At 51.7% G+C, this 22,392-nt stretch carries 23 protein-coding genes; 9 read left to right on the top strand and 14 right to left on the bottom strand.

Annotated elements, in window-relative coordinates:
* From fadA to LCF41_RS20860, 6 genes are all read left to right on the top strand, one after another.
* Positions 1-1,164 (top strand): acetyl-CoA C-acyltransferase FadA, encoded by a 1,164-nt coding sequence (gene fadA / locus LCF41_RS20835; RefSeq protein ID WP_225086153.1) that lies wholly within the window; start codon positions 1-3, stop codon positions 1,162-1,164.
* 302 nt (positions 1,165-1,466) lie between these two features.
* Positions 1,467-2,429 (top strand): glutathione S-transferase family protein, encoded by a 963-nt coding sequence (locus tag LCF41_RS20840; protein WP_225086154.1) that lies wholly within the window; start codon positions 1,467-1,469, stop codon positions 2,427-2,429.
* Between the two features lie 151 nt (positions 2,430-2,580).
* On the top strand, positions 2,581-3,411 hold the full coding sequence (locus LCF41_RS20845; RefSeq protein WP_225086155.1) for a transporter substrate-binding domain-containing protein: 831 nt from the start codon (positions 2,581-2,583) through the stop codon (positions 3,409-3,411).
* Between the two features lie 17 nt (positions 3,412-3,428).
* Entirely contained in the window at positions 3,429-4,172 is a 744-nt protein-coding gene (locus LCF41_RS20850; RefSeq protein WP_225086156.1) for an amino acid ABC transporter permease, read from the top strand.
* The gene (locus LCF41_RS20855) at positions 4,159-4,917 is read left to right on the top strand and encodes an amino acid ABC transporter ATP-binding protein (protein WP_225086157.1); all 759 of its coding nucleotides are present in this window, start codon (positions 4,159-4,161) and stop codon (positions 4,915-4,917) included. The genes LCF41_RS20850 and LCF41_RS20855 overlap by 14 nt, the downstream gene beginning before the upstream one ends.
* A 12-nt stretch (positions 4,918-4,929) precedes the next feature.
* The gene (locus LCF41_RS20860; protein WP_225086158.1) at positions 4,930-5,358 is read left to right on the top strand and encodes a GNAT family N-acetyltransferase; all 429 of its coding nucleotides are present in this window, start codon (positions 4,930-4,932) and stop codon (positions 5,356-5,358) included.
* Positions 5,359-5,410: 52 nt separating this feature from the next.
* On the opposite strand, the gene fre is transcribed toward LCF41_RS20860, so the two are convergent.
* Together fre and ubiD are read right to left on the bottom strand one after the other, a co-directional pair.
* Positions 5,411-6,112: an NAD(P)H-flavin reductase gene (gene fre, locus LCF41_RS20865; RefSeq protein WP_225086159.1), complete on the bottom strand. Its 702-nt coding sequence runs from the start codon at positions 6,110-6,112 to the stop codon at positions 5,411-5,413.
* Positions 6,113-6,161: 49 nt separating this feature from the next.
* Positions 6,162-7,658 carry a 4-hydroxy-3-polyprenylbenzoate decarboxylase gene (gene ubiD, locus LCF41_RS20870; protein ID WP_225086160.1) on the bottom strand — a complete coding sequence of 499 codons (1,497 nt, stop codon included), beginning with the start codon at positions 7,656-7,658 and terminating at the stop codon, positions 6,162-6,164.
* A 200-nt stretch (positions 7,659-7,858) separates the two neighbouring features.
* Here ubiD and rfaH point away from each other — a divergent pair, with 200 nt between their 5' ends.
* Positions 7,859-8,347, top strand: a complete 489-nt coding sequence (gene rfaH, locus LCF41_RS20875) for a transcription/translation regulatory transformer protein RfaH (protein ID WP_039364226.1) — start codon at positions 7,859-7,861, stop codon at positions 8,345-8,347.
* Between the two features lie 59 nt (positions 8,348-8,406).
* Here rfaH and hemB read toward each other — a convergent pair whose 3' ends face one another.
* The 12 genes from hemB to argC all read right to left on the bottom strand — a co-directional run bounded on the left by hemB (position 8,407) and on the right by argC (position 20,270).
* On the bottom strand, positions 8,407-9,429 hold the full coding sequence (hemB, locus tag LCF41_RS20880) for a porphobilinogen synthase (RefSeq protein WP_225086161.1): 1,023 nt from the start codon (positions 9,427-9,429) through the stop codon (positions 8,407-8,409).
* A gap of 17 nt (positions 9,430-9,446) precedes the next feature.
* Positions 9,447-10,229 carry a 3'-5' ssDNA/RNA exonuclease TatD gene (gene tatD / locus LCF41_RS20885; protein WP_225086162.1) on the bottom strand — a complete coding sequence of 261 codons (783 nt, stop codon included), beginning with the start codon at positions 10,227-10,229 and terminating at the stop codon, positions 9,447-9,449.
* 106 nt (positions 10,230-10,335) lie between these two features.
* Positions 10,336-11,088 carry a Sec-independent protein translocase subunit TatC gene (tatC, locus tag LCF41_RS20890; protein WP_225086163.1) on the bottom strand — a complete coding sequence of 251 codons (753 nt, stop codon included), beginning with the start codon at positions 11,086-11,088 and terminating at the stop codon, positions 10,336-10,338.
* 3 nt (positions 11,089-11,091) lie between these two features.
* Positions 11,092-11,685 (bottom strand): Sec-independent protein translocase protein TatB, encoded by a 594-nt coding sequence (gene tatB, locus LCF41_RS20895; RefSeq protein WP_225086164.1) that lies wholly within the window; start codon positions 11,683-11,685, stop codon positions 11,092-11,094.
* A 3-nt stretch (positions 11,686-11,688) separates the two neighbouring features.
* Positions 11,689-11,949: a Sec-independent protein translocase subunit TatA gene (gene tatA / locus LCF41_RS20900; RefSeq protein WP_225086165.1), complete on the bottom strand. Its 261-nt coding sequence runs from the start codon at positions 11,947-11,949 to the stop codon at positions 11,689-11,691.
* 82 nt (positions 11,950-12,031) lie between these two features.
* Positions 12,032-13,672 (bottom strand): ubiquinone biosynthesis regulatory protein kinase UbiB, encoded by a 1,641-nt coding sequence (gene ubiB / locus LCF41_RS20905; protein WP_225086166.1) that lies wholly within the window; start codon positions 13,670-13,672, stop codon positions 12,032-12,034.
* Positions 13,669-14,292 (bottom strand): ubiquinone biosynthesis protein UbiJ, encoded by a 624-nt coding sequence (gene ubiJ, locus LCF41_RS20910; protein WP_225086167.1) that lies wholly within the window; start codon positions 14,290-14,292, stop codon positions 13,669-13,671. Before ubiJ ends, ubiB begins: the two co-directional genes overlap by 4 nt.
* A 52-nt stretch (positions 14,293-14,344) precedes the next feature.
* Complete coding sequence (gene ubiE, locus LCF41_RS20915) at positions 14,345-15,100, bottom strand: bifunctional demethylmenaquinone methyltransferase/2-methoxy-6-polyprenyl-1,4-benzoquinol methylase UbiE (protein WP_015842148.1); 756 nt, start codon at positions 15,098-15,100, stop codon at positions 14,345-14,347.
* A 135-nt stretch (positions 15,101-15,235) separates the two neighbouring features.
* The gene (rmuC, locus tag LCF41_RS20920) at positions 15,236-16,798 is read right to left on the bottom strand and encodes a DNA recombination protein RmuC (protein WP_225086168.1); all 1,563 of its coding nucleotides are present in this window, start codon (positions 16,796-16,798) and stop codon (positions 15,236-15,238) included.
* Between the two features lie 220 nt (positions 16,799-17,018).
* Entirely contained in the window at positions 17,019-18,392 is a 1,374-nt protein-coding gene (gene argH / locus LCF41_RS20925; protein WP_010298641.1) for an argininosuccinate lyase, read from the bottom strand.
* A gap of 62 nt (positions 18,393-18,454) precedes the next feature.
* Positions 18,455-19,228: an acetylglutamate kinase gene (gene argB / locus LCF41_RS20930; RefSeq protein ID WP_005973420.1), complete on the bottom strand. Its 774-nt coding sequence runs from the start codon at positions 19,226-19,228 to the stop codon at positions 18,455-18,457.
* Positions 19,229-19,265: 37 nt separating this feature from the next.
* Positions 19,266-20,270 (bottom strand): N-acetyl-gamma-glutamyl-phosphate reductase, encoded by a 1,005-nt coding sequence (gene argC, locus LCF41_RS20935; protein WP_225086169.1) that lies wholly within the window; start codon positions 20,268-20,270, stop codon positions 19,266-19,268.
* Positions 20,271-20,472: 202 nt separating this feature from the next.
* On the opposite strand from argC, the gene argE reads away from it, so the two are divergent.
* Together argE and LCF41_RS20945 are read left to right on the top strand one after the other, a co-directional pair.
* Positions 20,473-21,624, top strand: coding sequence for an acetylornithine deacetylase (argE, locus tag LCF41_RS20940; protein ID WP_225086170.1), 1,152 nt, complete (start codon positions 20,473-20,475; stop codon positions 21,622-21,624).
* Between the two features lie 54 nt (positions 21,625-21,678).
* Positions 21,679-22,392, top strand: coding sequence for a GntR family transcriptional regulator (locus LCF41_RS20945; protein WP_225086171.1), 714 nt, complete (start codon positions 21,679-21,681; stop codon positions 22,390-22,392).

Here is a 22,392-nt window from a genome sequence, read left to right on the forward strand (position 1 = left end):
ATGGAAAAGGTAGTGATTGTTGATGCCGTTCGTACGCCGATGGCGCGTTCCAAAGGTGGTGCCTTCCGTCAGGTGAGAGCCGAAGATCTGTCCGCACATCTGATGCGTAGCCTATTAAGCCGTAACGCAGCGCTGGACGCCCATGAGATCGACGATATCTATTGGGGATGTGTGCAGCAGACGCTGGAACAAGGCTTCAACGTCGCCCGAAACGCTGCCTTGCTGGCAGAAATCCCGATGAATGTTCCCGCGACGACGGTTAATCGGCTATGCGGCTCCTCCATGCAGGCCCTCCACGATGCTGCCCGCGCCATCATGGTTGGCGACGCGAATGTCTGCTTGATCGGTGGCGTTGAGCATATGGGGCATGTGCCGATGAATCATGGCGTCGATTTTCATCCGGGGCTGAGTCGCACGGTCGCGAAAGCGGCAGGTATGATGGGGCTAACGGCGGAAATGCTGGCGCGTATGCACAATATCGGTCGTGAGATGCAGGATCAGTTCGCCGCTCGTTCGCACCAGCGGGCCCATCACGCCACACAGTCAGGGGCATTCCGGCATGAAATTATTCCTACGGCTGGGCATGATGCTGACGGCACGCTTCAACGCTTCGATTATGATGAAGTTATTCGCCCAGACACCACCGTCGATAGCCTTGCTGCACTCAAACCCGCGTTTGATCCGGTTAACGGCACGGTAACCGCTGGATCATCCTCGGCGTTGTCCGATGGCGCGGCAGCCATGTTGATCATGAGCGAATCCCGCGCAGCATCATTAGGCTTACCCGTACGAGCTCGCATCCGGGCGATGGCTGTCGTTGGCTGCGACCCTTCAATTATGGGCTATGGCCCTGTTCCAGCCACCAAGCTGGCACTGAAGCGGGCAGGATTGAGCCTCACCGATATCGGTCTCTTTGAGCTCAATGAGGCATTCGCCGCCCAAACATTGCCCTGCATTAAAGATTTGGGATTGCTGGAACAGCTTGATGAAAAGGTCAATCTCAATGGTGGCGCGATTGCACTGGGCCACCCGCTCGGTTGCTCGGGCGCACGCATCTCGACCACATTGATTAATCTGATGGAAAACCGCGACGTTCAGTTTGGCGTGGCGACAATGTGTATCGGGTTGGGACAGGGTATCGCGACCGTGTTTGAGCGAGCCTAAGTTTGCGCATGTCCCTCGTGATGGCGGCGAGGGACATGACCCGCACGCAAATAATATCCATCAATATAAAAATAACACCAGAATTAAAATATCAGCCTATTCATTATCACAATCATTTATTAATAACAAACCTTCCATTATCAATAAAATAACATCACGTTGTTTTATTGATAAGAATATCCATTTTATGAATTTAACTTCATTTTCCATAAAGCGCATAATTCTAAAATATTAAAAAACCAATTGGGAATTAACACTAAATAATAGTGTTCCACTCTCTCATTTTTATTAAGGAAAATATTATGAGTACCGCTATTGCGGAAGTCGGTCATATCGCTACTTCTGAAGAAGCGCATGAGATTGCTCAGAACGGGGCATTTGTTCGGCAAAAAAACCGCTTCACCACACCATTTGGCGATCGGCCGGGTGATTTACCCGTCGAAAAGGATCGCTATCGCTTATTATGGTCTCCCGTTTGCCCGTGGGCACACCGTGCCGTGATCGTCCGTGCGCTGCTGGGATTAGAAGACGTCATCAGCCTCGGCACAGCGAATCCAGTCAGAACCGAGCACGGTTGGGAGTTTTCATTGGATACAGATGGCGTAGACCCCGTGTTAGGAATCCGCTATCTACCTGAAATTTACGCCAAAAGCGATGCAAGTTATACGGGTCGTGCGACAGTTCCCACCGTTGTAGACGTGAAGCAAGGCATTGTGGTCAATAACGATTATTTTAAATTAACCAATTACCTTGAAACGGCATTTAAAGCATTTCACAAACCGGGCTCACCCGACCTTTATCCAGAAGCGCTACGTGCCGAAATCGATGCGCTTAATGATGTCATTTTCAATGACATTAATAACGGCGTCTATAAAGCTGGCTTCGCACATTCACAAGCCGCCTATGAAAATGCCTGGGATACCCTCTTCCTACGTTTAGATGAACTGGAAACACGCCTGAGTACTCAGCGTTACCTGTTTGGTGATCGGATCACAGACAGCGACATTCGTTTATACGTTACACTCGCCCGTTTTGACGTCGCCTACTACAGTGTCTTCCGTGCAAACCGTAACCGCCTGATCGACTTCCCCAACCTGTGGGCCTACGCCCGCGATCTCTACCAGACTCCCGGCTTCGGTGACACTACGGATTTCGAAGCCATTAAACGCGGCTATCATCTGGGAGATACTAGCTTCAACCCCTACCAGATTCTGGCAAAAGGACCTGACGTTTCGATCTGGCATACACCTCATCATCGTGCCTGATGACTTTACCTGACACAATCCGCTCCATATTGGCAGCCGATATGGAGTGTGACCAATTCGTTTTTACATCACAAACTGCGGACAGACAAAACCGTTGCAGACGAAATCGGGTTGGCCATTTTTCTTATCATTACACACAGGATTCTTCAGAATGAAAACACGCTTTACGAAAAGCACCTTGCCCTCATTATTTTTAGGTCTGGGTGCAATAATACTCGGATATGTCAGTCCCCATGACGTTCAGGCTGCGGCAGAAAAATCCATTACTATTGCGACAAGCGCTGACCCTCGGCCATTCACCTATTTTGATAAAGATAATCAGCTCACGGGGTACGACATTGACGTCGCAAAGGCTATTTTTAATAACTTGCCACAATATAAAGTGTCTTTCGTCACAACCGAATTCACATCCATTCTGGCAGGGCTGGATGCAGATCGCTTCCAACTCGGAGCCAATAACTTTGCCGAGAATCCAGAGAGAAAAGAGAAATATTTATTCTCTCAACCTATTTTCGAAAATCAATTTGTGATCGCAACCCCTGAAAAAAACAATACGATTAAAACCTTCAACGACTTATTGGGAAAATCCACAGAAGTAAACCCAGGAGTCAATTTCACTACGGCGTTAGAAAAATTCAACCAACAACATAAAGATAACCCTGTAAAATTACAATACACGGAAGCAGACTTACTCATTCCATTGCAAAATCTGGAAAACGGAAAAACAGATTTCGTCCTGATTGATAAATCGATGCTGGAACAATATGTTCAAGAGCACCATTTGAAGCTCAATATCATCCCGCTCAGTAAGGAAGACAGCCAGCGAATCGGTTCTCCTTACAGCTACTTTCTTATCGCCAAAGGCAAAGCGGGTGAACAACTTTTAAATGATATCAATGACCAGATAAAGAAATTAAGCGCTGACGGCACATTATCGAAAATCAGCGAAAAATATTTCCATGGGGATTATGCGCCTAAATGACACAGGATTGGTTTTGAATGCCCAATATTTTCGATATAAAACTGGTTTTCACTCAGATTCCAGCATTGCTTGAGTATCTGCCCGTCACGCTGACGATAACAGCAATATCTATGATCGCTGGTGTGGTACTTGGATTTATTATCGCATCAATTCGTATCAGGAAAATCGTATTTCTCGATCAGGTAGCAGGAGTTTTTGTTTCTTTTATTCGCGGAACGCCACTCATTGTGCAATTGTACCTTTCCTATTACGGTATTCCCGTTTTATTAAAATATTACAATTACTACAATCAGACGGATTACAACGTTAACGATATTCCTTCCATGCTATTCGTGTTGCTGGCATTTTCACTTAATGAAGCCGCCTACAATTCCGAAAGTATTCGTGCAGCAATGCTATCCGTGGATAAAAAGCAGATCGAAGCGGCGCAGTCACTCGGGATGACGCCATTTCAGGTATTGCGTCGCGTCACCCTTCCTAATGCGTTTATTGTCGCCTTGCCGACGCTCGGTAACACACTGATTAGTTTGCTCAAAGGAACGTCACTGGCATTTGTTTGCTCGGTGATTGACCTGACAGCCAAGGGGAAGATCCTCGCCAGTAGCAGCTATCGCTATTTTGAGGTCTATATTTCGCTGGCACTCATCTACTGGGCGCTCACGATCATTATTGAGCAGGTCATTAAGCGGGTTGAAATAGCGATTTCGGTTCCAGATACCCCACCAGCGACGTCAGGAAAAAAACGTTATGCTCGACATTAAGCATTTATCGAAGACGTTCCACAATAACGTCGTTCTGGACGATATTTCTCTGAACATACAAAAAGGTGATGTCGTCGCCATTATCGGCTCATCCGGCTCAGGGAAATCAACGTTACTCCGCTGTCTCAATCTGCTGGAGCAGCCGGAGTCAGGGGAAATGGTGCTCAACGGTCGTCTCTTTAATCTGGCTAAAATGAACCGACGAGAACTGATCGCGCTCCGGCAGAACACAGCGATGGTTTTTCAGCAATTTAGCCTGTTCCAGCAAAAGACAGCGCTGGAGAATGTAATGGAAGGCTTGCTGATCGTCAAAAAATACGCCAAAGAAAAAGCACGACAGATTGCACTAAAGCAACTCAAAAACGTCGGCCTACCAGACCGGGCAACCTATTACCCGAAGCAACTGTCAGGCGGGCAACAGCAACGCGTGGGGATCGCCAGAGCACTGGCCATGGAACCACAGCTTTTGTTGCTGGATGAACCCACGTCAGCGCTGGATCCAGAATGGGTTGATGAGGTGCTGGATGTCATCAAACAAGCCGCGTTGCAGGGCAATACCATGATTATTGTTTCCCACGAAATGGCGTTTGTTCGTCAAGTCGCCAGCCGCGTACTGTTTCTGGAGAAAGGAAAAATTATTGAGGATGGCACGGCTCAGCAGGTTTTCGAAAACCCACAAATGGAAAGAACCAAAGCGTTTCTTTCTCGCTACTACAAACGCTACGAACCGGAATATACCATCTGACATGAGAGCACGATGATGTCTATCAGAGTAGAGACAACCACCCAAAACATTCCCTGGCAGCGTGTCGCCGACCTGCTGGCTTTTTACGGTTTAAGTGATGACAAGGCGGAGACACAGGAGAGAATTTTCCAAAACAGTTTCTCCGTTGTTTTCCTATTCGATGAGGATTTGCTGGTTGGCGTAGGCCGAACCCTCTCAGATGGGGTCTGTCAGGCGGCGATTTATAATATCGCGCTCGATGAGCGCTATCACGGCCAGGGATTGGGAAAACTGATCATTCAGTCATTGGTTGAAACAGTGGCACAGTGCAATATTATTTTGTACACCCACCCCCAAACGGTCAGCCTGTATGAGCATGTTGGTTTCAGACGTATGAAAACGGGAATGGCAAAATACCGAGAGGACAGTCTGGCTGAATTAGAGGAGCTAGATTTCATTTAGTGACAACGTTAACCTCGTTTAAAAACGAGGTTAACGGGACAATACGAAGCGATCAAATAAACGAAAACGCATCGCTGAACATATGAGCCGTCAGCGCACCGCGCTCATTACAAAAACGCTCACGCGCAATTTTTGCCATTTCAAAACGACCGGCAATGTAGATATCTTGCTCTGCCAGCGAACCGTAATCCTGCAATACCGCGCTCAGAACAGTTCCCGTTCTGCCATTCCATCCCGCTTCCGGCTGTTCGACTACCGGCACCACCCGCAGGTTGGGGTGCTTGGCCGCAAAGCCTTCAAGCTCTGCTAAATCATACAAGTGCTGGGATTCACGCCCGCCCCAGTAAACGGAGACATCGCGATCGGGCTGCTGCGCCAGTGCGGTCAGCAGGATAGAACGCACGTATGAAAATCCGGTTCCACCCGCAATCAGCACCAGCGGACGCGTACTTTCTTCGCGCAGCCAGGCTTCGCCATGGGGAATATCGACCGTCAGGGATTTTTCCTTGTGAATACGTTCCATCACTGCCATCGCGTAAAGATTCAGTTCGGACGCCCCAATGTGCAATTCGATAAAATTTTTATCCATCGGGGTCGATGCCAGTGAGAAAGGTCGTTTGTCCCGATCGCCCATCACCACCATCAAATACTGGCCAGCCCGAAAGGAAAACGGCGCTTCAGGTAATAAACGAACGCGATAGACCGTATCGGTTATGGCTTCGACCGAAGTCACTTTACAGCTCAATGTTGTCATGCATTCCCTCTATAGGGTCATAAAAGCAAAACTGAGAACAGGGCAGCCGTTAACGCCGGGGCTCTCTGTCACTAAAAATGGCCAACTCGTCCCATATTTCATCAATACGGGCACAAACCTGTGGGTCTTTCTTGATGGGGTGTCCCCATTCGCGCTGTGTCTCGCCCGGCCATTTATTGGTCGCATCCAGACCCATTTTGGAACCCAGGCCAGAAACCGGCGAGGCGAAATCAAGATAGTCGATCGGCGTATTTTCCACTAATACCGTATCGCGTGCCGGATCCATACGCGTCGTGATCGCCCATATCACGTCGTTCCAGTCACGGGCGTTAACGTCATCATCGCAGACAATGACAAATTTCGTATACATGAACTGGCGTAAAAAAGACCAGACGCCCATCATGACGCGTTTAGCATGGCCCGCGTACTGTTTCTTCATGGTAACGACCGCCAGACGGTAAGAGCAACCCTCCGGTGGCAAATAAAAATCAACAATCTCAGGAAACTGCTTTTGCAGGATCGGCACGAAAACTTCGTTCAACGCCACGCCCAGTACTGCGGGCTCATCCGGCGGCCGCCCCGTATAAGTCGAGTGATAAATGGCATTCTGACGCTGAGTGATATGCGTGACGGTAAAGACTGGAAAGTGGTCAACTTCATTGTAATAGCCGGTGTGGTCGCCATAAGGCCCTTCAGCCGCCATTTCTCCAGGTTCAATATAGCCTTCCAGAACAATTTCCGCACTGGCAGGTACTTCCAGATCGTTTGACAGGCACTTCACCACTTCGGTCTTATTCCCACGCAGCAAACCGGCGAAGGCATATTCCGATAGCGTATCAGGGACTGGCGTCACCGCACCGAGGATTGTCGCAGGGTCAGCTCCCAATGCGACAGACACCGGAAAACGCTGCCCCGGATTTTCCTGACACCACTCCTGAAAATCCAGTGCGCCGCCGCGATGAGACAGCCAGCGCATGATCAGTTTGTTTTTACCCAGTACCTGCTGGCGATAGATCCCCAGATTCTGCCGTTCTTTATGCGGCCCGCGCGTCACAGTAAGCCCCCAGGTAATGAGCGGCGCGGCATCTTCCGGCCAGCACTGCATCACCGGAATCCGGCGCAGATCAACGTCATCACCTTGCCAAACCTGTTCCTGGCACGGTGCCGAAGACAGCCGTTTCGTCGGCATATTCAGTACCTGACGGAACTTCGGCATTTTATCAACCAGATCGCGGAACCCTTTAGGCGGCTCCGGTTCTTTCAGAAATGCCAGCAGCTTACCCACCTCGCGCAGTGCGCTGACCTCTTCTTGCCCCATCCCTAATGCAACACGTTTCGGCGTGCCGAATAAATTGCACAGCACTGGCATGTCATAGCCTTTGGGGTTTTCAAACAGGAGAGCCGGGCCTTCCGCACGCAGCGTCCGGTCAGCAATTTCCGTCATTTCAAGGTAGGGATCGATGGGCTGGGTAATGCGTTTCAACTCCCCTCTCTCTTCCAGCAGCGAGAGGAATTCGCGTAAGTCACGGTATTTCATGCTATTCATCGGGGGCAGTCTATCGTTCTGGCTATTATAAAGTCTCTTCAGCCACCTGTCGCTTCCCGCAGCGCCTATTTATGGTAAGAATCCAATCACCATCAAGAATCCGATGACCACCGTGCGGTAACAAAAATATCTGCCGAAAATTTTTTATCCGTGCTCGCTTTTGTTATGCTTGCTCGTCGGAATCATAAGTCTGCGAAATTATGGAAGCCTGGTACTTACTGTATTGTAAACGTGGCCAACTGCTGCGAGCGAAAGAGCATCTGGAGCGTCAGGATGTGACCTGCGTGAGCCCGATGATCACGCTGGATAAAATCGTCCGAGGTAAACGAACGGAGGTGTGTGAACCGCTGTTCCCAAACTATCTGTTTGTGGAATTCGACCCCGAACGCATCCACACCACCACCATCAGCGCGACGCGTGGGGTGAGCAACTTTGTGCGATTTGGCGCACTGCCAGCGACCATTCCGCAGCAGGTTATTGATGAATTATCGCTCCGCCCGATTCAGGGAATCATTGACCCACTGACGCCACAACCCGGCGATAGCGTGGTCATTACCGACGGTATTTTCTCGGGTCTTCAGGCGATTTACACCGAACCTGACGGTGAAGCCCGTTCGATGCTGTTGCTGAATATGCTGAACAAGCAGGTCAGGCAGAGCATTGATAACCGCGAGTTTCGCAAAGCCTAGCCCGTGTCTATGTTCTTTGCCCCACCCGGCGCGTTTATACCGCGCCGGATGAAACAAACTTAGCGCTGCATGTGCTGATCGTGCAGCCACTGTGCGACACGCTTAGCAAAATAGGTCAGAACCCCATCCGCACCCGCGCGTTTAAAGCACAGCAGAGACTCCATCACCACCGGTTGCTCCTGCAACCAGCCGTTCTGAATCGCCGCCATGTGCATCGCGTATTCGCCAGAGACCTGATAGGCAAACGTCGGCACGCCGAACGTATCCTTGACGCGGCGCACTACATCCAGATAAGGCATACCCGGTTTCACCATCACCATATCCGCGCCTTCCTGCAAATCCTGCGCGATTTCCTGTAAGGCTTCATCGCTGTTAGCCGGATCCATCTGGTAGGTTTTCTTGTTGCCGCCTTTCAGATTGCTGGCAGAGCCCACGGCGTCGCGGAAAGGTCCGTAATAGCACGATGCATACTTAGCCGAGTACGCCATGATCTGGGTATTGATCAGGTTCTGCGCTTCCAGAATGTCGCGGATAGCACCGATGCGGCCATCCATCATATCGCTGGGCGCAATAATTTCGGCTCCGGCTTCAGCGTGGGACAGCGCCTGACGCACCAAAATCTCCTTGGTGACATCGTTAACTACATAACCGTCTTCATCAATAATTCCGTCCTGCCCGTGCGTCGTGTAGGGATCGAGCGCCACATCCGTCAGCAAACCCAACTCAGGAACAGCGTCTTTCAGCGCGCGGATCGTGCGGGGAACCAGACCATCCGGGTTGTAGGCTTCTTCGGCATAGAGTGACTTCTTATCCGCTTCCACAACGGGGAACAGAGACAGTACCGGAACACCGAGCTTAGCAATCGCTTCAGCTTCTTTCAGAAGCACATCGATAGTCATCCGGTATACCCCCGGCATTGAGGGAACTTCCTGACGATGATTTGTCCCTTCCATCACAAAAACGGGATAAATCAAATCGTTCACCGTCAGTTGATTTTCAGCAACCAGGCGACGGCTGAAATCATGGCGGCGAATACGGCGCATACGTCGGCCGGGAAAAGTGCCGGGAAAAGCAGTGCTCATGTCATTATTCTCCTGAATCAGGCCAGCCGGAAAACCCGGCGGGCATTTTCATCTGTTGTCTGTCCCAACCATGTGGCATCTTCTCCACGCCACTCCGCAATCTGGCGAATAATATGAGGCAGATAACAGGGTTCGTTACGGCGGGATGCCGGTTTAGGGCGTAAATCCCGGGGTAACAGATAAGGGGCGTCGGTTTCCACCAACAGCCGATCGGCAGGGATATGCGGCAGTAAAGCACGTAACTCCAGCCCGCGACGCTCATCGCAAACCCAGCCGGTAATGCCAACCATCAGCCCCGCAGCCAGACATTCATCCAATTCATGGCGATTGCCGGTAAAACAGTGAACCACGGCAGCAGGCAACTGATTCAGCCAGGGTGTTAGCAACGAGATAAAACGGGAATGCGCGTCACGGCAGTGAAGGAAAACCGGCATAGACAGCTCGGCCGCCATCGCCAGTTGCGCGCTAAATGCCCGCTCTTGTTCTTCTGGCGTCGAAAAATTGCGGTTGAAATCCAGCCCGCATTCGCCGATGGCAACCACGCAGTCGGCGCTTGCCAGGTGGTGAATTTGTTCAGCGATAGCGTCATTCCATTGGCTGGCATCATGTGGATGAACACCCGCCGTTGACCAGCAATAATCAGGATAAGCTTGCGCCAGTGACATGGCCTGCTGGCTTTCCTGCGCGTTGGTTCCGGTGATCAAGATGCCACTGACACCCGCTTGCTTCGCCCGAATGACGACCTGTTCTCTGTCTTTTTCAAACTGAGAACTGGTTAGGTTAACGCCAATATCAAACATGACTCTCACCTGCTCGTGACCGTTCGCCGGCTTCACTCTGGCGAATAAAAAAATAAGACCTCTCAAAGAGAGGTCATTTTACCGTCCTACCGCAGGAAACCGTGTGTTACTGCGATGGCTCTTCGGTTTCAGCCCGTCGGCCTTTGCCAACGTAAAACCGCGAGAAGAAGACGCCGATTTCAAACAGCAGATACATGGGGATTGCCAGCAGCGTCTGTGAGAAAACATCCGGCGGCGTTAGCAACATGCCGACAACGAACGCGCCAACCAGAATATAAGGTCGCTTTCTTTTCAGATCTTCAGGCGTCACCACACCACTCCAGCAGAGCAGCACAATGGCAACCGGCACTTCAAACGATACCCCGAACGCCATGAACAGTGCCATAACAAAATCGAGGTAGTTATTAATATCGGTCGCAATCAGCACGCCAACGGGCGCGGTTTTGGCAAAAAAGCCAAACGCCAACGGGAACACCACAAAGTACGCGAATGCCATACCCGCATAAAACAGCAGGCTGCTGGAGACCAACAGCGGCATCATTAAACGACGTTCGTGTTTATACAGGGCTGGCGCCACAAACGCCCATACCTGATACAGCACCAGCGGTGCAGCAACAAACACGGAGACAATCATCGTCAGCTTGATCGGCGTAAAGAAAGGCGAGGCGACATCAGTCGCGATCATGCTGGCACCCGCCGGTAATTGTTTGATGAGAGGGGCGGAAACGACTTGGTAAATGTCATTGGCAAAGAACACCAGCACAATAAATACCGCCAGCACACAGATAATGCTGTTCAGTAGCCGCTTGCGTAGCTCAATCAGGTGGCTAATTAGCGGTTGAGTATCTTCATCGGCCATAAACTAACGACTATCGCTCGGTTGGCGGGCAGAAACAGCAGGAGACTGGGACTGCACAGGTTTAACATTATCATTGCCGACAGTTTCTGCACCAGTGGGGCTGTCGCTCTCATGGTGATGTTCAGCAACAGCACCCTTTTCAGGCTTAGGCTGGCTGTCTGCCGGACGTACTGCGGTTTCCGTTTCAATCACCCCGTCATAAGCCGCTTCAGGATCGTTTAGCGGGGCGTTGCGAGGCGGTTCCACCGTCGCATTCGGCTCGTCTGACTTTTGATGACCTTCTGATTTTTGCAGCGACGATGTTTCGGTATAACCACGTTTCATCGCTTCTGCCGCTTCTTTAAGTTCATCCATTGAGGCTTTCAACTCAGGCGACAGATTCTGCAAACTGGCTTTTTCAACTTTTTTCAGGCTTTCCTGAAACTCCTGAAGTTTCAGCTCCTGCGACAGCTCATTCTGAACAGTAGACGCCAGTGCACGCAGCGTCCTGATCCAGCTTGCAACCGTCTTGACTGCCACAGGCAAACGTTCCGGCCCGAGGACAATCAGGCCAAGAACCATCACCAATAGCAATTCACCAAAACCGATATCGAACACAGATTACACCTGCTCTTTATGCTGACTCTTCGTGTCGCCCTGCTTGACGTCTGCCTGATTGTCAGCAATAGATTTGGTAGAGAAATCTGCATCTGGCTGCGTTTTGTCTGCGCTAGTGGACGGCTGATCGTCACCCATCGCTTTCTTAAACCCTTTGATTGACGCGCCCAGATCCGAACCCAGCGTTCTCAGCTTGTTGGTTCCGAACAGCAGTACGACGATGACTGCGATAATCAACAGGTTCCAGATACTAATACCACCCATAACATTTACCTCTTTTCAAAAAGGGGAACGACAGAATTCCCGTTATTATATCGGGTAATTCTGGCGTGCATCATGATCTGCTTCAACGAGTTCGACGCCAGCCGATAATCCAGGCAACAATTCCTGCGGCCATCAGCCCTGCGGGAACCATATCGGCTTCAACACGGCTGATCAGTAACAACGTACCACTGATTAGTAGCGTTGCGCCAATACCCAAAAGATATCGTGATTGCCCTTGACGGGCCTGCTGCGTTTTCAACTCATAGGCCAGTTGATCAACGCTGTGCTTTAACATCTTATGCTGACGCAGCCCGTCATAAAACAATTCAGGCACTTCCGGCAGTTTCTCAGCCCAGAACGGCGCTTTCTCTTTGAGCGCACGGAAAACCGCAGGCAAACCGACCTGCTGCTTCAGCCAGGTTTCCAGAAACGGCTTAGCGGTTTTCCACAGATCGAGCTGCGGATAAAGCTGTCGACCAACGCCTTCAATATACAGCAGCGTTTTTTGCAGCAACACCAGTTGGGGCTGTACTTCCATGTTGAAGCGACGCGCCGTATTAAACAAATTCAATAATACATGGCCGAACGAAATTTCCGCCAACGGCTTCTCGAAGATCGGCTCACAGACTGTACGAATCGCAAATTCAAAATCGGCAACATTAGTATCCGCTGGCACCCAGCCAGAATCCACATGCAGTTCGGCGACTTTACGATAATCACGGTTGAAGAAGGCGATGAAATTCTCGGCCAGATAGCGCTTGTCTTCTTTATTCAACGAACCGACGATACCGCAATCAATACCAATGTATTGCGGGTCTTCCGGGTGCTCATGGCTGATAAAGATATTGCCGGGATGCATATCTGCATGGAAGAAACTGTCGCGGAATACCTGCGTGAAGAAAACCTGAACACCGCGTTCGGCCAGCAGCTTCATATCCGTTCCATTTGCCTTCAGCGCATCGACATCAGAAACGGGAATACCGTAGATTCGTTCCATCACCAACATGCCTTCGCTGCAATAATCCGAATAGATTTCCGGCACATACAGCATCGGGCTGTTCTCAAAATTCCGTCGCAGTTGGATGGCATTGGCAGCTTCTCGCAGCAAATTCAGCTCATCAAGCAACGTTTTTTCGTATTCCAGCACCACTTCACGTGGCCGCAGGCGGCGACCATCCGGTAACAGGCGAGGCAACCAGCCCGCTAGCCGTTTCATGAGACGCATATCCGCTTTGATGACCGGCAAAATATCCGGGCGGATAACCTTGATAACGATCTCTTTTCCCGTGCTTTTCAGGCAGGCGGTATGCACCTGTGCAATCGAGGCAGAGGCCAGCGGTTTAATATCAAAATCATCAAACCACTCTTCCAGAGGGATTCCCCCCATCGACAGCTCAATTTGCTCACGCGCCAGCTTGCCATCAAACGGCTCAACCTGATCCTGCAACATCGCCAGTTGATCGGCGATGGCTGGTGGAAACAGATCGCGGCGTGTAGACATCATTTGTCCGAACTTAATCCACACCGGCCCCAGCTCCTGAAGCGCCAAACGCAGGCGCTCCCCTAAAGGCATGTCGCGGTGACGATTGGGCAACCAGAACAGCAGACGACGACCCGCACGTAGCGGAAACGTCAGACGCATTTTAGGAATGAGTTCGTCCAGACCATAGCTCAGCAGCACACGCACAATGCTGTAAAGGCGGCGTAATTCACTGGGCGTCATCGTAAAGCCTCCAGCTTCGCCAGCCGTTCAGACAACGTATCGGCGGATTTATCCAGCGCAACAATTTCCTCATGGAACCAGGCATTTTCCAGTTTTCCCGGAGCCAGTCGCCACTCTTCCGTTAACGTCTCAGACAGGAAATGTTGCTGCTGATGTAATGACCGTCTCAGGAAGCTCAGCGTTTTCTGTGCCGTCTGGCTAAGACCCTGGGCAACAATATCGCCCAGGTAGGGAGACAGCCATTCCGCGGGATCGAACTCTGCCAGATCAACCAGTACGATGAACTGTTGAACGACCTGAATATCACCTTCAATCACCAGTTCGCCACTGCGCATCAGCGACGATAGCTGTTGGCGATCGCGTAATTTCATCAGAACCGGAACGCGTGTTTTCAGGCGGCAATCCGCCAATTCGCCCCACTGGCTGACAACGTCCAGCCGCTGTTCGTTAAATACCAGCACCAACGGCACATCCAGCTCAGCCAGTTCGATCTGTAGTGTTTTTCCCTGTAAGCGCTGGCGGGCAGACTTCATGCTTCTATCACAAGAAACCGTATCGTGAAAAAGCAGCTGATTCAGCGCGGTTTCCAGCGTAGCAGTCAGAAAAGACGTTATCAGCATTGGCGTTTCCAATCAGAATGTAAACCCACGATTCAGAATTTGAACCTGCGATTCAGAATTTAAACCCACGATGTAGTGCAACGATTCCACCGGTGAGGTTGAAATAGTTAACACTGTCAAAACCGGCGTCGCTCATCATCCCTTTCAGTGTTTCCTGATCGGGATGCATGCGGATGGATTCCGCCAGATAGCGGTAGCTCCCGGCATCACTCGCCACGGCTTCGCCAATCCTCGGCAGGATATGAAAGGAATAGGCATCATAAACGGTGCTCAGTTGTTTAATTATCGGCTTGGAGAATTCCAAAACCAATAACCGACCACCCGGCTTCAGGACACGGTACATTGAGCGCAGCGCTTTGTTTTTGTCCGTCACGTTGCGCAAGCCAAAGGAGATAGTAATACAGTCGAAGAAGTCATCAGGGAACGGCAGCGCTTCTGCATTGGCCTGCACATAGCTGATGTTGTCGATAATGCCTTTGTTACGCAGTTTCTCACGGCCTACTTTCAGCATAGATGCGTTGATGTCCGCCAGAATGACTTCACCGCCTTCACCAACCATACGGGAGAATTTGGCGGTTAAATCCCCTGTTCCTCCGGCTAGATCCAGAACACGCTGGTTACGTCTTACGCCACTGCATTCAATGGTGAAACGCTTCCAGATACGGTGGATACCAAAGGACATCAGGTCATTCATCAAGTCATATTTTGCTGCTACAGAATGAAAAACTTCAGCCACCATGACTTCTTTTTCATCCCTGGCGACAGTCCGAAAACCAAAGTCGGCCGTATTCTCCTGCTCACTTGCCATCTTATCCGCCTACTATTTCAGTCAAATTTCGGGTCTACCCATTTATGGTGAGAGTGTACCAGACCCGGATAAAAACCCCACTGCACTAATTTCTTTCGCATAGCCGAGTGCCAAGCCCGCGAAATCCATACCCATTTAGTACGGGTGAGTACGGGAGGAAAAGAGCGTTTCCCCTTCTTCACCTTCCGTTTTTACGGCAGGAGGGACAGCGTCGGGCGCGACAGAACCCGGTAATTCATCGCGTTCAGCGTGCTCATGGGCCGTTGCTTTTTCGGCCAATGACGGGCTGATCGTGCGTTTAATTTCTACCCCCAGCGCACGGAATCCCTCAGCCTGGCCAATAAGGTTACCACGCCCAGAGGAAAGTTTATTCATTGCCTGGCGATAAGTGCCCTGCGCTTTATCCAGACTTTGTCCCATCGCTTCCATGTCATCGACGAACAACCGCAGTTTATCGTATAGCCGTGACGCTTTTTCAGCGATGTGCTGTGCATTGCGGCTCTGCTGTTCATAGCGCCATAGGTTATTGATGGTACGTAACGCCACCAGCAGCGTGGTCGGGCTGACCAGCATAATATTGTGCTTTAGCGCCTCGTTGATCAATTCGGGCTGGCGATCGATAGCAACCAGAAAAGCGGGCTCGACCGGAATAAACATCAGCACGTAGTCTAGCGAACGCAGCCCCGGAAGCTGCTGGTAATCTTTGCTGCTCAGTTGCCGAATATGGCTGCGAACCGAGAGCAAATGCTCGTTCAGCGCCACACTCCGCTCTGCGTCATCGTCACTATTGAAATAGCGCTCGTAGGCCACCAGCGACATCTTGGCATCGATCACAACATCTTTGCCCTGCGGTAAACGCACGATGACATCCGGCTGCAGGCGACTATTTGCCCCCGTCTGCACGCTGACCTGAGTTTGATACTCGTAGCCTTCCCGTAGGCCAGAGGCTTCGAGCACGCGGCTTAACACCACCTCGCCCCAGTTACCCTGCGTCTTATTGTCGCCCTTCAGGGCTTTCGTCAGGTTGATGGCTTCATGTGCCATCTGCGCGTTCAGTTGTTGCAGATTGCGGATTTCATGCGCCAACGTGTGACGCTCACGCGCTTCCGCACCAAAGCTGTCCTGCACCTGACGGCGGAACCCATCAAGCTGCTCACGCAGCGGCATCAGCAGCTTATCCAGACTCTGTTTATTTTGTTCATCCACCTTACGGCCGCTATGTTCAAAAATCCGGTTCGCCAGATTCTCAAACTGCGTCGTCAACCGCTGTTCGCTGTTTGCCAGCAGCCGCTGCTTCTCTTCCGCCGCCATACGGGTTTCTTCCAGCCGAATCGTGACTTCCCGCAGCTCCGCTTCCTGCGCGCTGTTGATTTCACGCAGCGTTCGCAGTTCCTGATTTAACTGCACGCATTCTTCACGGAGTTCAGTAAGCTGTTGCAGCTTTTCATGGCTGGCAGAGAGTTGAGCGTGAACCGTGCGCAGTTCCAGCTCGTTTTGCCGCAGCCGCTGTTCGTCCTGCTGCTTTGCCTGCTGCTGTTCGCTGAGCGACTGCTGAGCCTGCTGCAATGTCTGCGCCAGCAACTGCTGTTCGGTGTCATGCCGCGACAACTTCTGCTGATGAATCAGGCTGGCAATTAACCACCCGACCAGTAGCCCGACCGCGCTGCCGCCCAGACCATAAAATATGCTGATATCCACTTTGCCTCCGCAGGCCTTTCACGCTGTCGGTCAAGGTAAAATGATACTGTATGGATGTCCAGAAACAATTCTGGTGAGGAAGACGCTGAGCAGAAAAATGCGAACCGCATTCCATATGAGAATGGATAGATGATAATTTGCAGAAAAATCAGATCGGTAACGCAGAAATCCCCCCAACGCGAAACACCACGTTGGGGGAACTGAAACAGAAGAGGGCAACTTAGGCTAGGCGCTGCTTCGCATCGCCAATCGCTTTAGCAACCTGCTGTGGTGACACGCCACCTTGTGCCGCACGCTTATCCAGACAGGATTGCAACGCCAGAATCGGGTACACATCCTCGCCAATCACGGCGCTGAATTTTTGCAGATCGGCCAGCGGCAACGCTTCCAATGCTTTGCCCTGACGAATGGCTTCAACTACCGCTTCGCCCACGATATGGTGCGCTTCACGGAACGGAACGCCTTTCGCAACCAGATAATCCGCCAGCTCTGTCGAGTTCGCGTAGCCTTGCTCGGCCGCTTCTTTACAGCGCGGACGCTTAACCTGAATGCCTTCCAGCACCAGACCCGCCATCATCAGGCAGTCGTGCCAGGTATCCAGCGCGTCAAACAGCCCTTCTTTGTCTTCCTGCATGTCTTTGTTATACGCCAGCGGCAGGCCTTTAAGCGTCATCATCATGCCGGTCAACGCACCCTGTACACGACCGCATTTACCACGAATCAGCTCCAGCGCATCCGGGTTTTTCTTCTGTGGCATCAGGGAAGAACCGGATGTCACACGGTCAGACAGCTCAACGAACGCCGCTTCACCGCTGTTGAAGAAGATCAGATCTTCGGCAAAACGCGACAGGTGGATCATGCCGATCGAAGCATCAGACAGCAGTTCCAGTACATGATCGCGATCGGAAACCGTATCCAGACTGTTACGCGTGGCCGAGGCAAATCCCAGCCAGCCCGCCAGTTGCTCACGGTCGATTGGATAAGCCGTTCCTGCCAGTGCACCGCAGCCCAGTGGGCTGACATCCAGACGCTTCAGCGTATCTTCCAGACGGCTTTCATCACGCGCCAGCATTTCATGGTAGGCCAGACACCAGTGCGCAAACGTCACTGGCTGTGCACGCTGTAGGTGGGTGTAACCCGGCATCACCGCATCCTGATTGGCTTCCGCCGTCGTAACCAGCGCCTGACGCAGCTGGCGTACCGACAGCAGCAGTTCTGCAATCTGCGCCTTGCACCACAGCTTCAGATCCGTCGCGACCTGATCGTTACGGCTACGACCGGTATGCAGCTTTTTACCTAAATCGCCGACTTTCTCAATCAGACGCAGTTCAACCCAGCTATGAATGTCCTCTGCATCGCTTTGCAGGATCATCTCAGGATCAGCCTGTACCTCAACCAGCAGCGCATTCAGCGCCTGTTCCAGTTGCTGCTGCTCCTGCTCGCTGAGCACATTGACCGTCACCAGTGCTTTCGACCAGCCGATCGAGCCAACGATGTCCTGTTCCGCCAGACGGTAATCAAACCGCAGTGAGTCATTAAATTGTTTAAAACGCTGATCTGCTGCCTGACTAAACCGACCGCCCCACAAAGCCATAACCCTTACTCCCAAAAATATCATTCATGTTGGTATCGCATCATGCCATACCCAGAAACGACTTACGCCAGAATACGCGTGCCAATCGCTACGCCGTTGAACAGCGCAGGTAGCTGCTCAGCATGACGCCAGCTAGCGATATCAACTGGACGACCCAGCGCACGAGCGGCATCCAGCGCGGCGTTGACCTTAACAATCATGCCGTCGGTGATGATGCCCTGAGCAATCAGCTGCTCGGCTTTCTCTGCCGTCATTTCGGCGATACGCTGGCCTTTACCGTCCAGAATGCCGCTCACGTCAGACAGCAGGATTAAATCCGCACCCAGCGTTTGCGCCAGTGCCGTCGCCGCTTGGTCAGCGTTGACGTTCATCAGGTCGCCCTGTGCCGTAATACCGATGGAGCTAACAACAGGCAGATAGCCCGCAGACAGCAGCGTGTTCAGCAGCGCAGGCGATCCTGCCTCTGCTTTACCCACAAAGCCCAAAGACTCATCTAACTGCGTGACCGTCGTGCTGCCACCATCGCCCAGACACAAGCCGACCGCATTGATGTCATGCTTCTTCGCCCATGACAGCAGCGTCTTGTTGGCGGAACCCGCCAGCGCACCGGTGATGATGTCGATCTGATCGGCAGGCGTGACGCGCAGGCCGTTTTTCTTCACGACGGGCAGCGACAGTTTCTTCATCAGGTCATCCACCAGACAGCCGCCGCCGTGCACAATCACCAGCGGACGCTGATGTTCCTGACGGTAAGCCACCAGCGCAGTGAACAGACGTTCCAGCGCTTCTTCGCTATCCAGTAAAACGCCACCTAATTTGATAATTAACGGATTCATTATGCTTCGCGCCTCGAAATGTCGGGACCAGTAATTGTTAAATTAACGATTGGGTTTCAGGGAAACCAAAACGAATGTTCATGCATTGCACAGCCTGCGCCGATGCGCCTTTCAGCAGGTTGTCTTCGGTGGCCACCGCGATCAAATGCTCACCATCCACGGAAAAACCGATATCGCAGAATGGCAGGCCGACAACGGATTTCAGCGCCGGAACGCCCTTATCATACAGGCGTACCAGCGGCTTATCGTGATAAGCGTTGTGATAGGCTTCAGCGACATCCTGCTGGGTGACGCCCGGTTGCAGACGACAGGTGATGGTTTCCAGAATGCCACGGGCGAAGTTGCCCAAATGCGGCGTGAAGATCACTGGCGTGCCGAGGTGCGTTGAAATTTCAGGTTCATGACGGTGATTGAAAATGCCGTACGGTTGCAGGCTCACTTCACAGAAGCTGCTGGTCAGAGACGCTTTCCGCCCTGCCCCGCTCACGCCGCTCACGGCATTAATGACCGGCCATTGGGCAGGGTTCAGCAGTTGTGCATCCAGCAGTGGTTTCAGCGCCAATTGCGCCGCCGTGGGATAACATCCCGGCACGGCAACCAGCTGTGCCTGCTTCACGCTTTCTGCACGCCATTCGGCCAGACCGTAAACGGCTTTTGCCAACCAGTCAGGATGCTGATGCTCAAAGCCATAGTAGCGACGATAAAATTCGGCATCCTGTACGCGGAACGCGCCGGACAAATCAAAAACAGTGCAGCCAGCCGCCAGGAAAACAGGGGCCAAATCGTGGCTGACTTTGTGGTCGGTCGCCAGAAAAACGACATCCACGCCTTTCGCGGCTTCTTCAGCATCGGTCAGCGGTTTTACCGGCATATCAATAATGCCCTTGAGCTGCGGATGTAAATCAGAAATCGATTTTCCTGCATCGACACTTTGCGCAGAAACCATCAAAGCGGTTATGTTCATCTGTGGGTGACGATTCAGGTAAAGCACAAGCTCAGCACCAGCATAACCACTTGCACCAACAATCAGCGTATTCAGCATGGGATCCGTATACCTTCTTACTTATCTATGGAACAGGTAACAGGGCTCACCAGCGTCGGTACGCAGTTCACCCGCGAAGCTCAGTGAAAGTGGCGAATCGCCATCGCCATACCTTTGGGTTTTCTTTCACCGCGCAATATTGTATTTTTATTCATAATAAATGCATGAATATTGATACTATCCTAACCAGAGGCTGTCAACAGTGAAGATGAATTTACCCCCTTTTATTGAGCTATATCGGGCATTAATCGCGACACCGTCCATCAGTGCCACCGACAGCGCGCTCGATCAAAGTAATCAGGCGTTAATCAACCTGCTGGCAGGCTGGTTCGGCGATCTCGGCTTCCATGTTGAAGTCCAGCCGGTTCCCGGCACCCTCAATAAATTTAATATGCTGGCACGAATTGGTGAAGGAAAAGGCGGTTTATTGTTGGCAGGGCATACCGACACCGTGCCGTTCGACGATGGCCGCTGGACGCGCGATCCTTTCACGCTAACCGAGCACGACAATAAGCTGTACGGCCTGGGTACCGCGGATATGAAAGGGTTCTTTGCCTTTATTCTTGATGCCTTGCGCGACATCGATCCGACCAAGCTGACAAAGCCACTTTATATTCTGGCGACGGCCGATGAAGAAACGACGATGGCCGGTGCCAAGTATTTCTCCGAATCCACGCAAATTCGCCCAGACTGCGCCATCATCGGCGAGCCCACCTCGTTGCAGCCGGTACGTGCCCACAAAGGCCATATGTCCAACGCGATCCGTATTCAGGGGCAGTCTGGTCACTCCAGCGATCCTTCGCGCGGTGTGAATGCGATTGAGCTGATGCACGAAGCGATTTCCCATCTGTTTGTTCTGCGCAATACCCTACAGGAACGCTATCACAACCCGATTTTCCACATTCCCCACCCCACGATGAATCTCGGCCACATTCACGGTGGCGATGCTGCGAACCGTATCTGCGGCTGCTGTGAACTGCATATGGATATTCGTCCGCTGCCGGGCATTACGCTTAACGATCTAAACGGACTGCTGTCAGAAGCGCTTGAGCCTGTCAGTCAGCGCTGGCCGGGTAGGCTGACCATCAGCGAGCTGCATCCGCCCATTCCTGGTTATGAGTGCCCGCCCGATCACCGTCTGGTATCGGTCGTAGAGAATCTGCTGGGGACGAAAACCGAAATCGTGAACTACTGTACCGAAGCCCCGTTTATTCAGACGCTGTGCCCAACGCTGGTTCTGGGGCCAGGATCGATCGAACAGGCGCACCAGCCGGATGAATATATTGATACCAAGTTTATCAAGCCGACGCGGGAGCTGATTTCTCAGGTGATTCATCACTTCTGCCACCACTGATCCGATGAAAGCGGCCTTGTCAGCCATGCTGGCAGGGCTATTTTGAGACAGCTCATGAAAAAGAAAGATTTCATCGCGCAGGATTTACTGAGCAAAATCTATCAGCACACCGACCCATTGCCGGAAAAACTGCCGCCGGAACGTCAACTGGCGGAAGAATACGGCGTGTCGCGCTTTACCATCCGCCAGGCACTGGAAAAGCTCGCCAGCATCGGCGCGATCCATATGGTGCAGGGCTCGGGTAACTTCATTAATCAGGGCGTACGCAGCAACCCGCTGGTGTATAACTCGATTACCGAAAAGAAATTTAATCAGATTTCATTCCGTCTGCTCAGCCTGCACAAGCGCCTGCCCAATCGGGAAGAGCAACAGGTCTTTGCGATCGGCGACAGTGAGTTTATCTGGGAATTCAGCCGATTACGCTACGTTGATAACCGCAAGGTGCAGATCGAAATATCGAAAATGCCCGCAGCGGATTTCCCGGATATGAACCAGAAGATTATTGAAAGCTCAATTCAGAAGTACGTGCTCAGCAAGGGCTATGCGATTTCGCACTACCTGACGCACTATCAGGCAGTTAACGTTACCAAAGCACAGGCTGAGCTACTGGGCTGCAAGAAAGGTACGGCGGCGATGCATATTCTTAATCGCGGTATTCTACAGGGCGGTCGCGTGTACGAATCGAGCGATATCATCGATATCAACTACGCCTGCACCTACGTCATCCCTTTAAATCTTGATAACCTGAATTTCCGCCAGTCGCCTTAG

This window comes from Pectobacterium colocasium, from assembly GCF_020181655.1.
In the GTDB taxonomy this organism is placed as follows: Bacteria; Pseudomonadota; Gammaproteobacteria; order Enterobacterales; family Enterobacteriaceae; genus Pectobacterium; species Pectobacterium colocasium.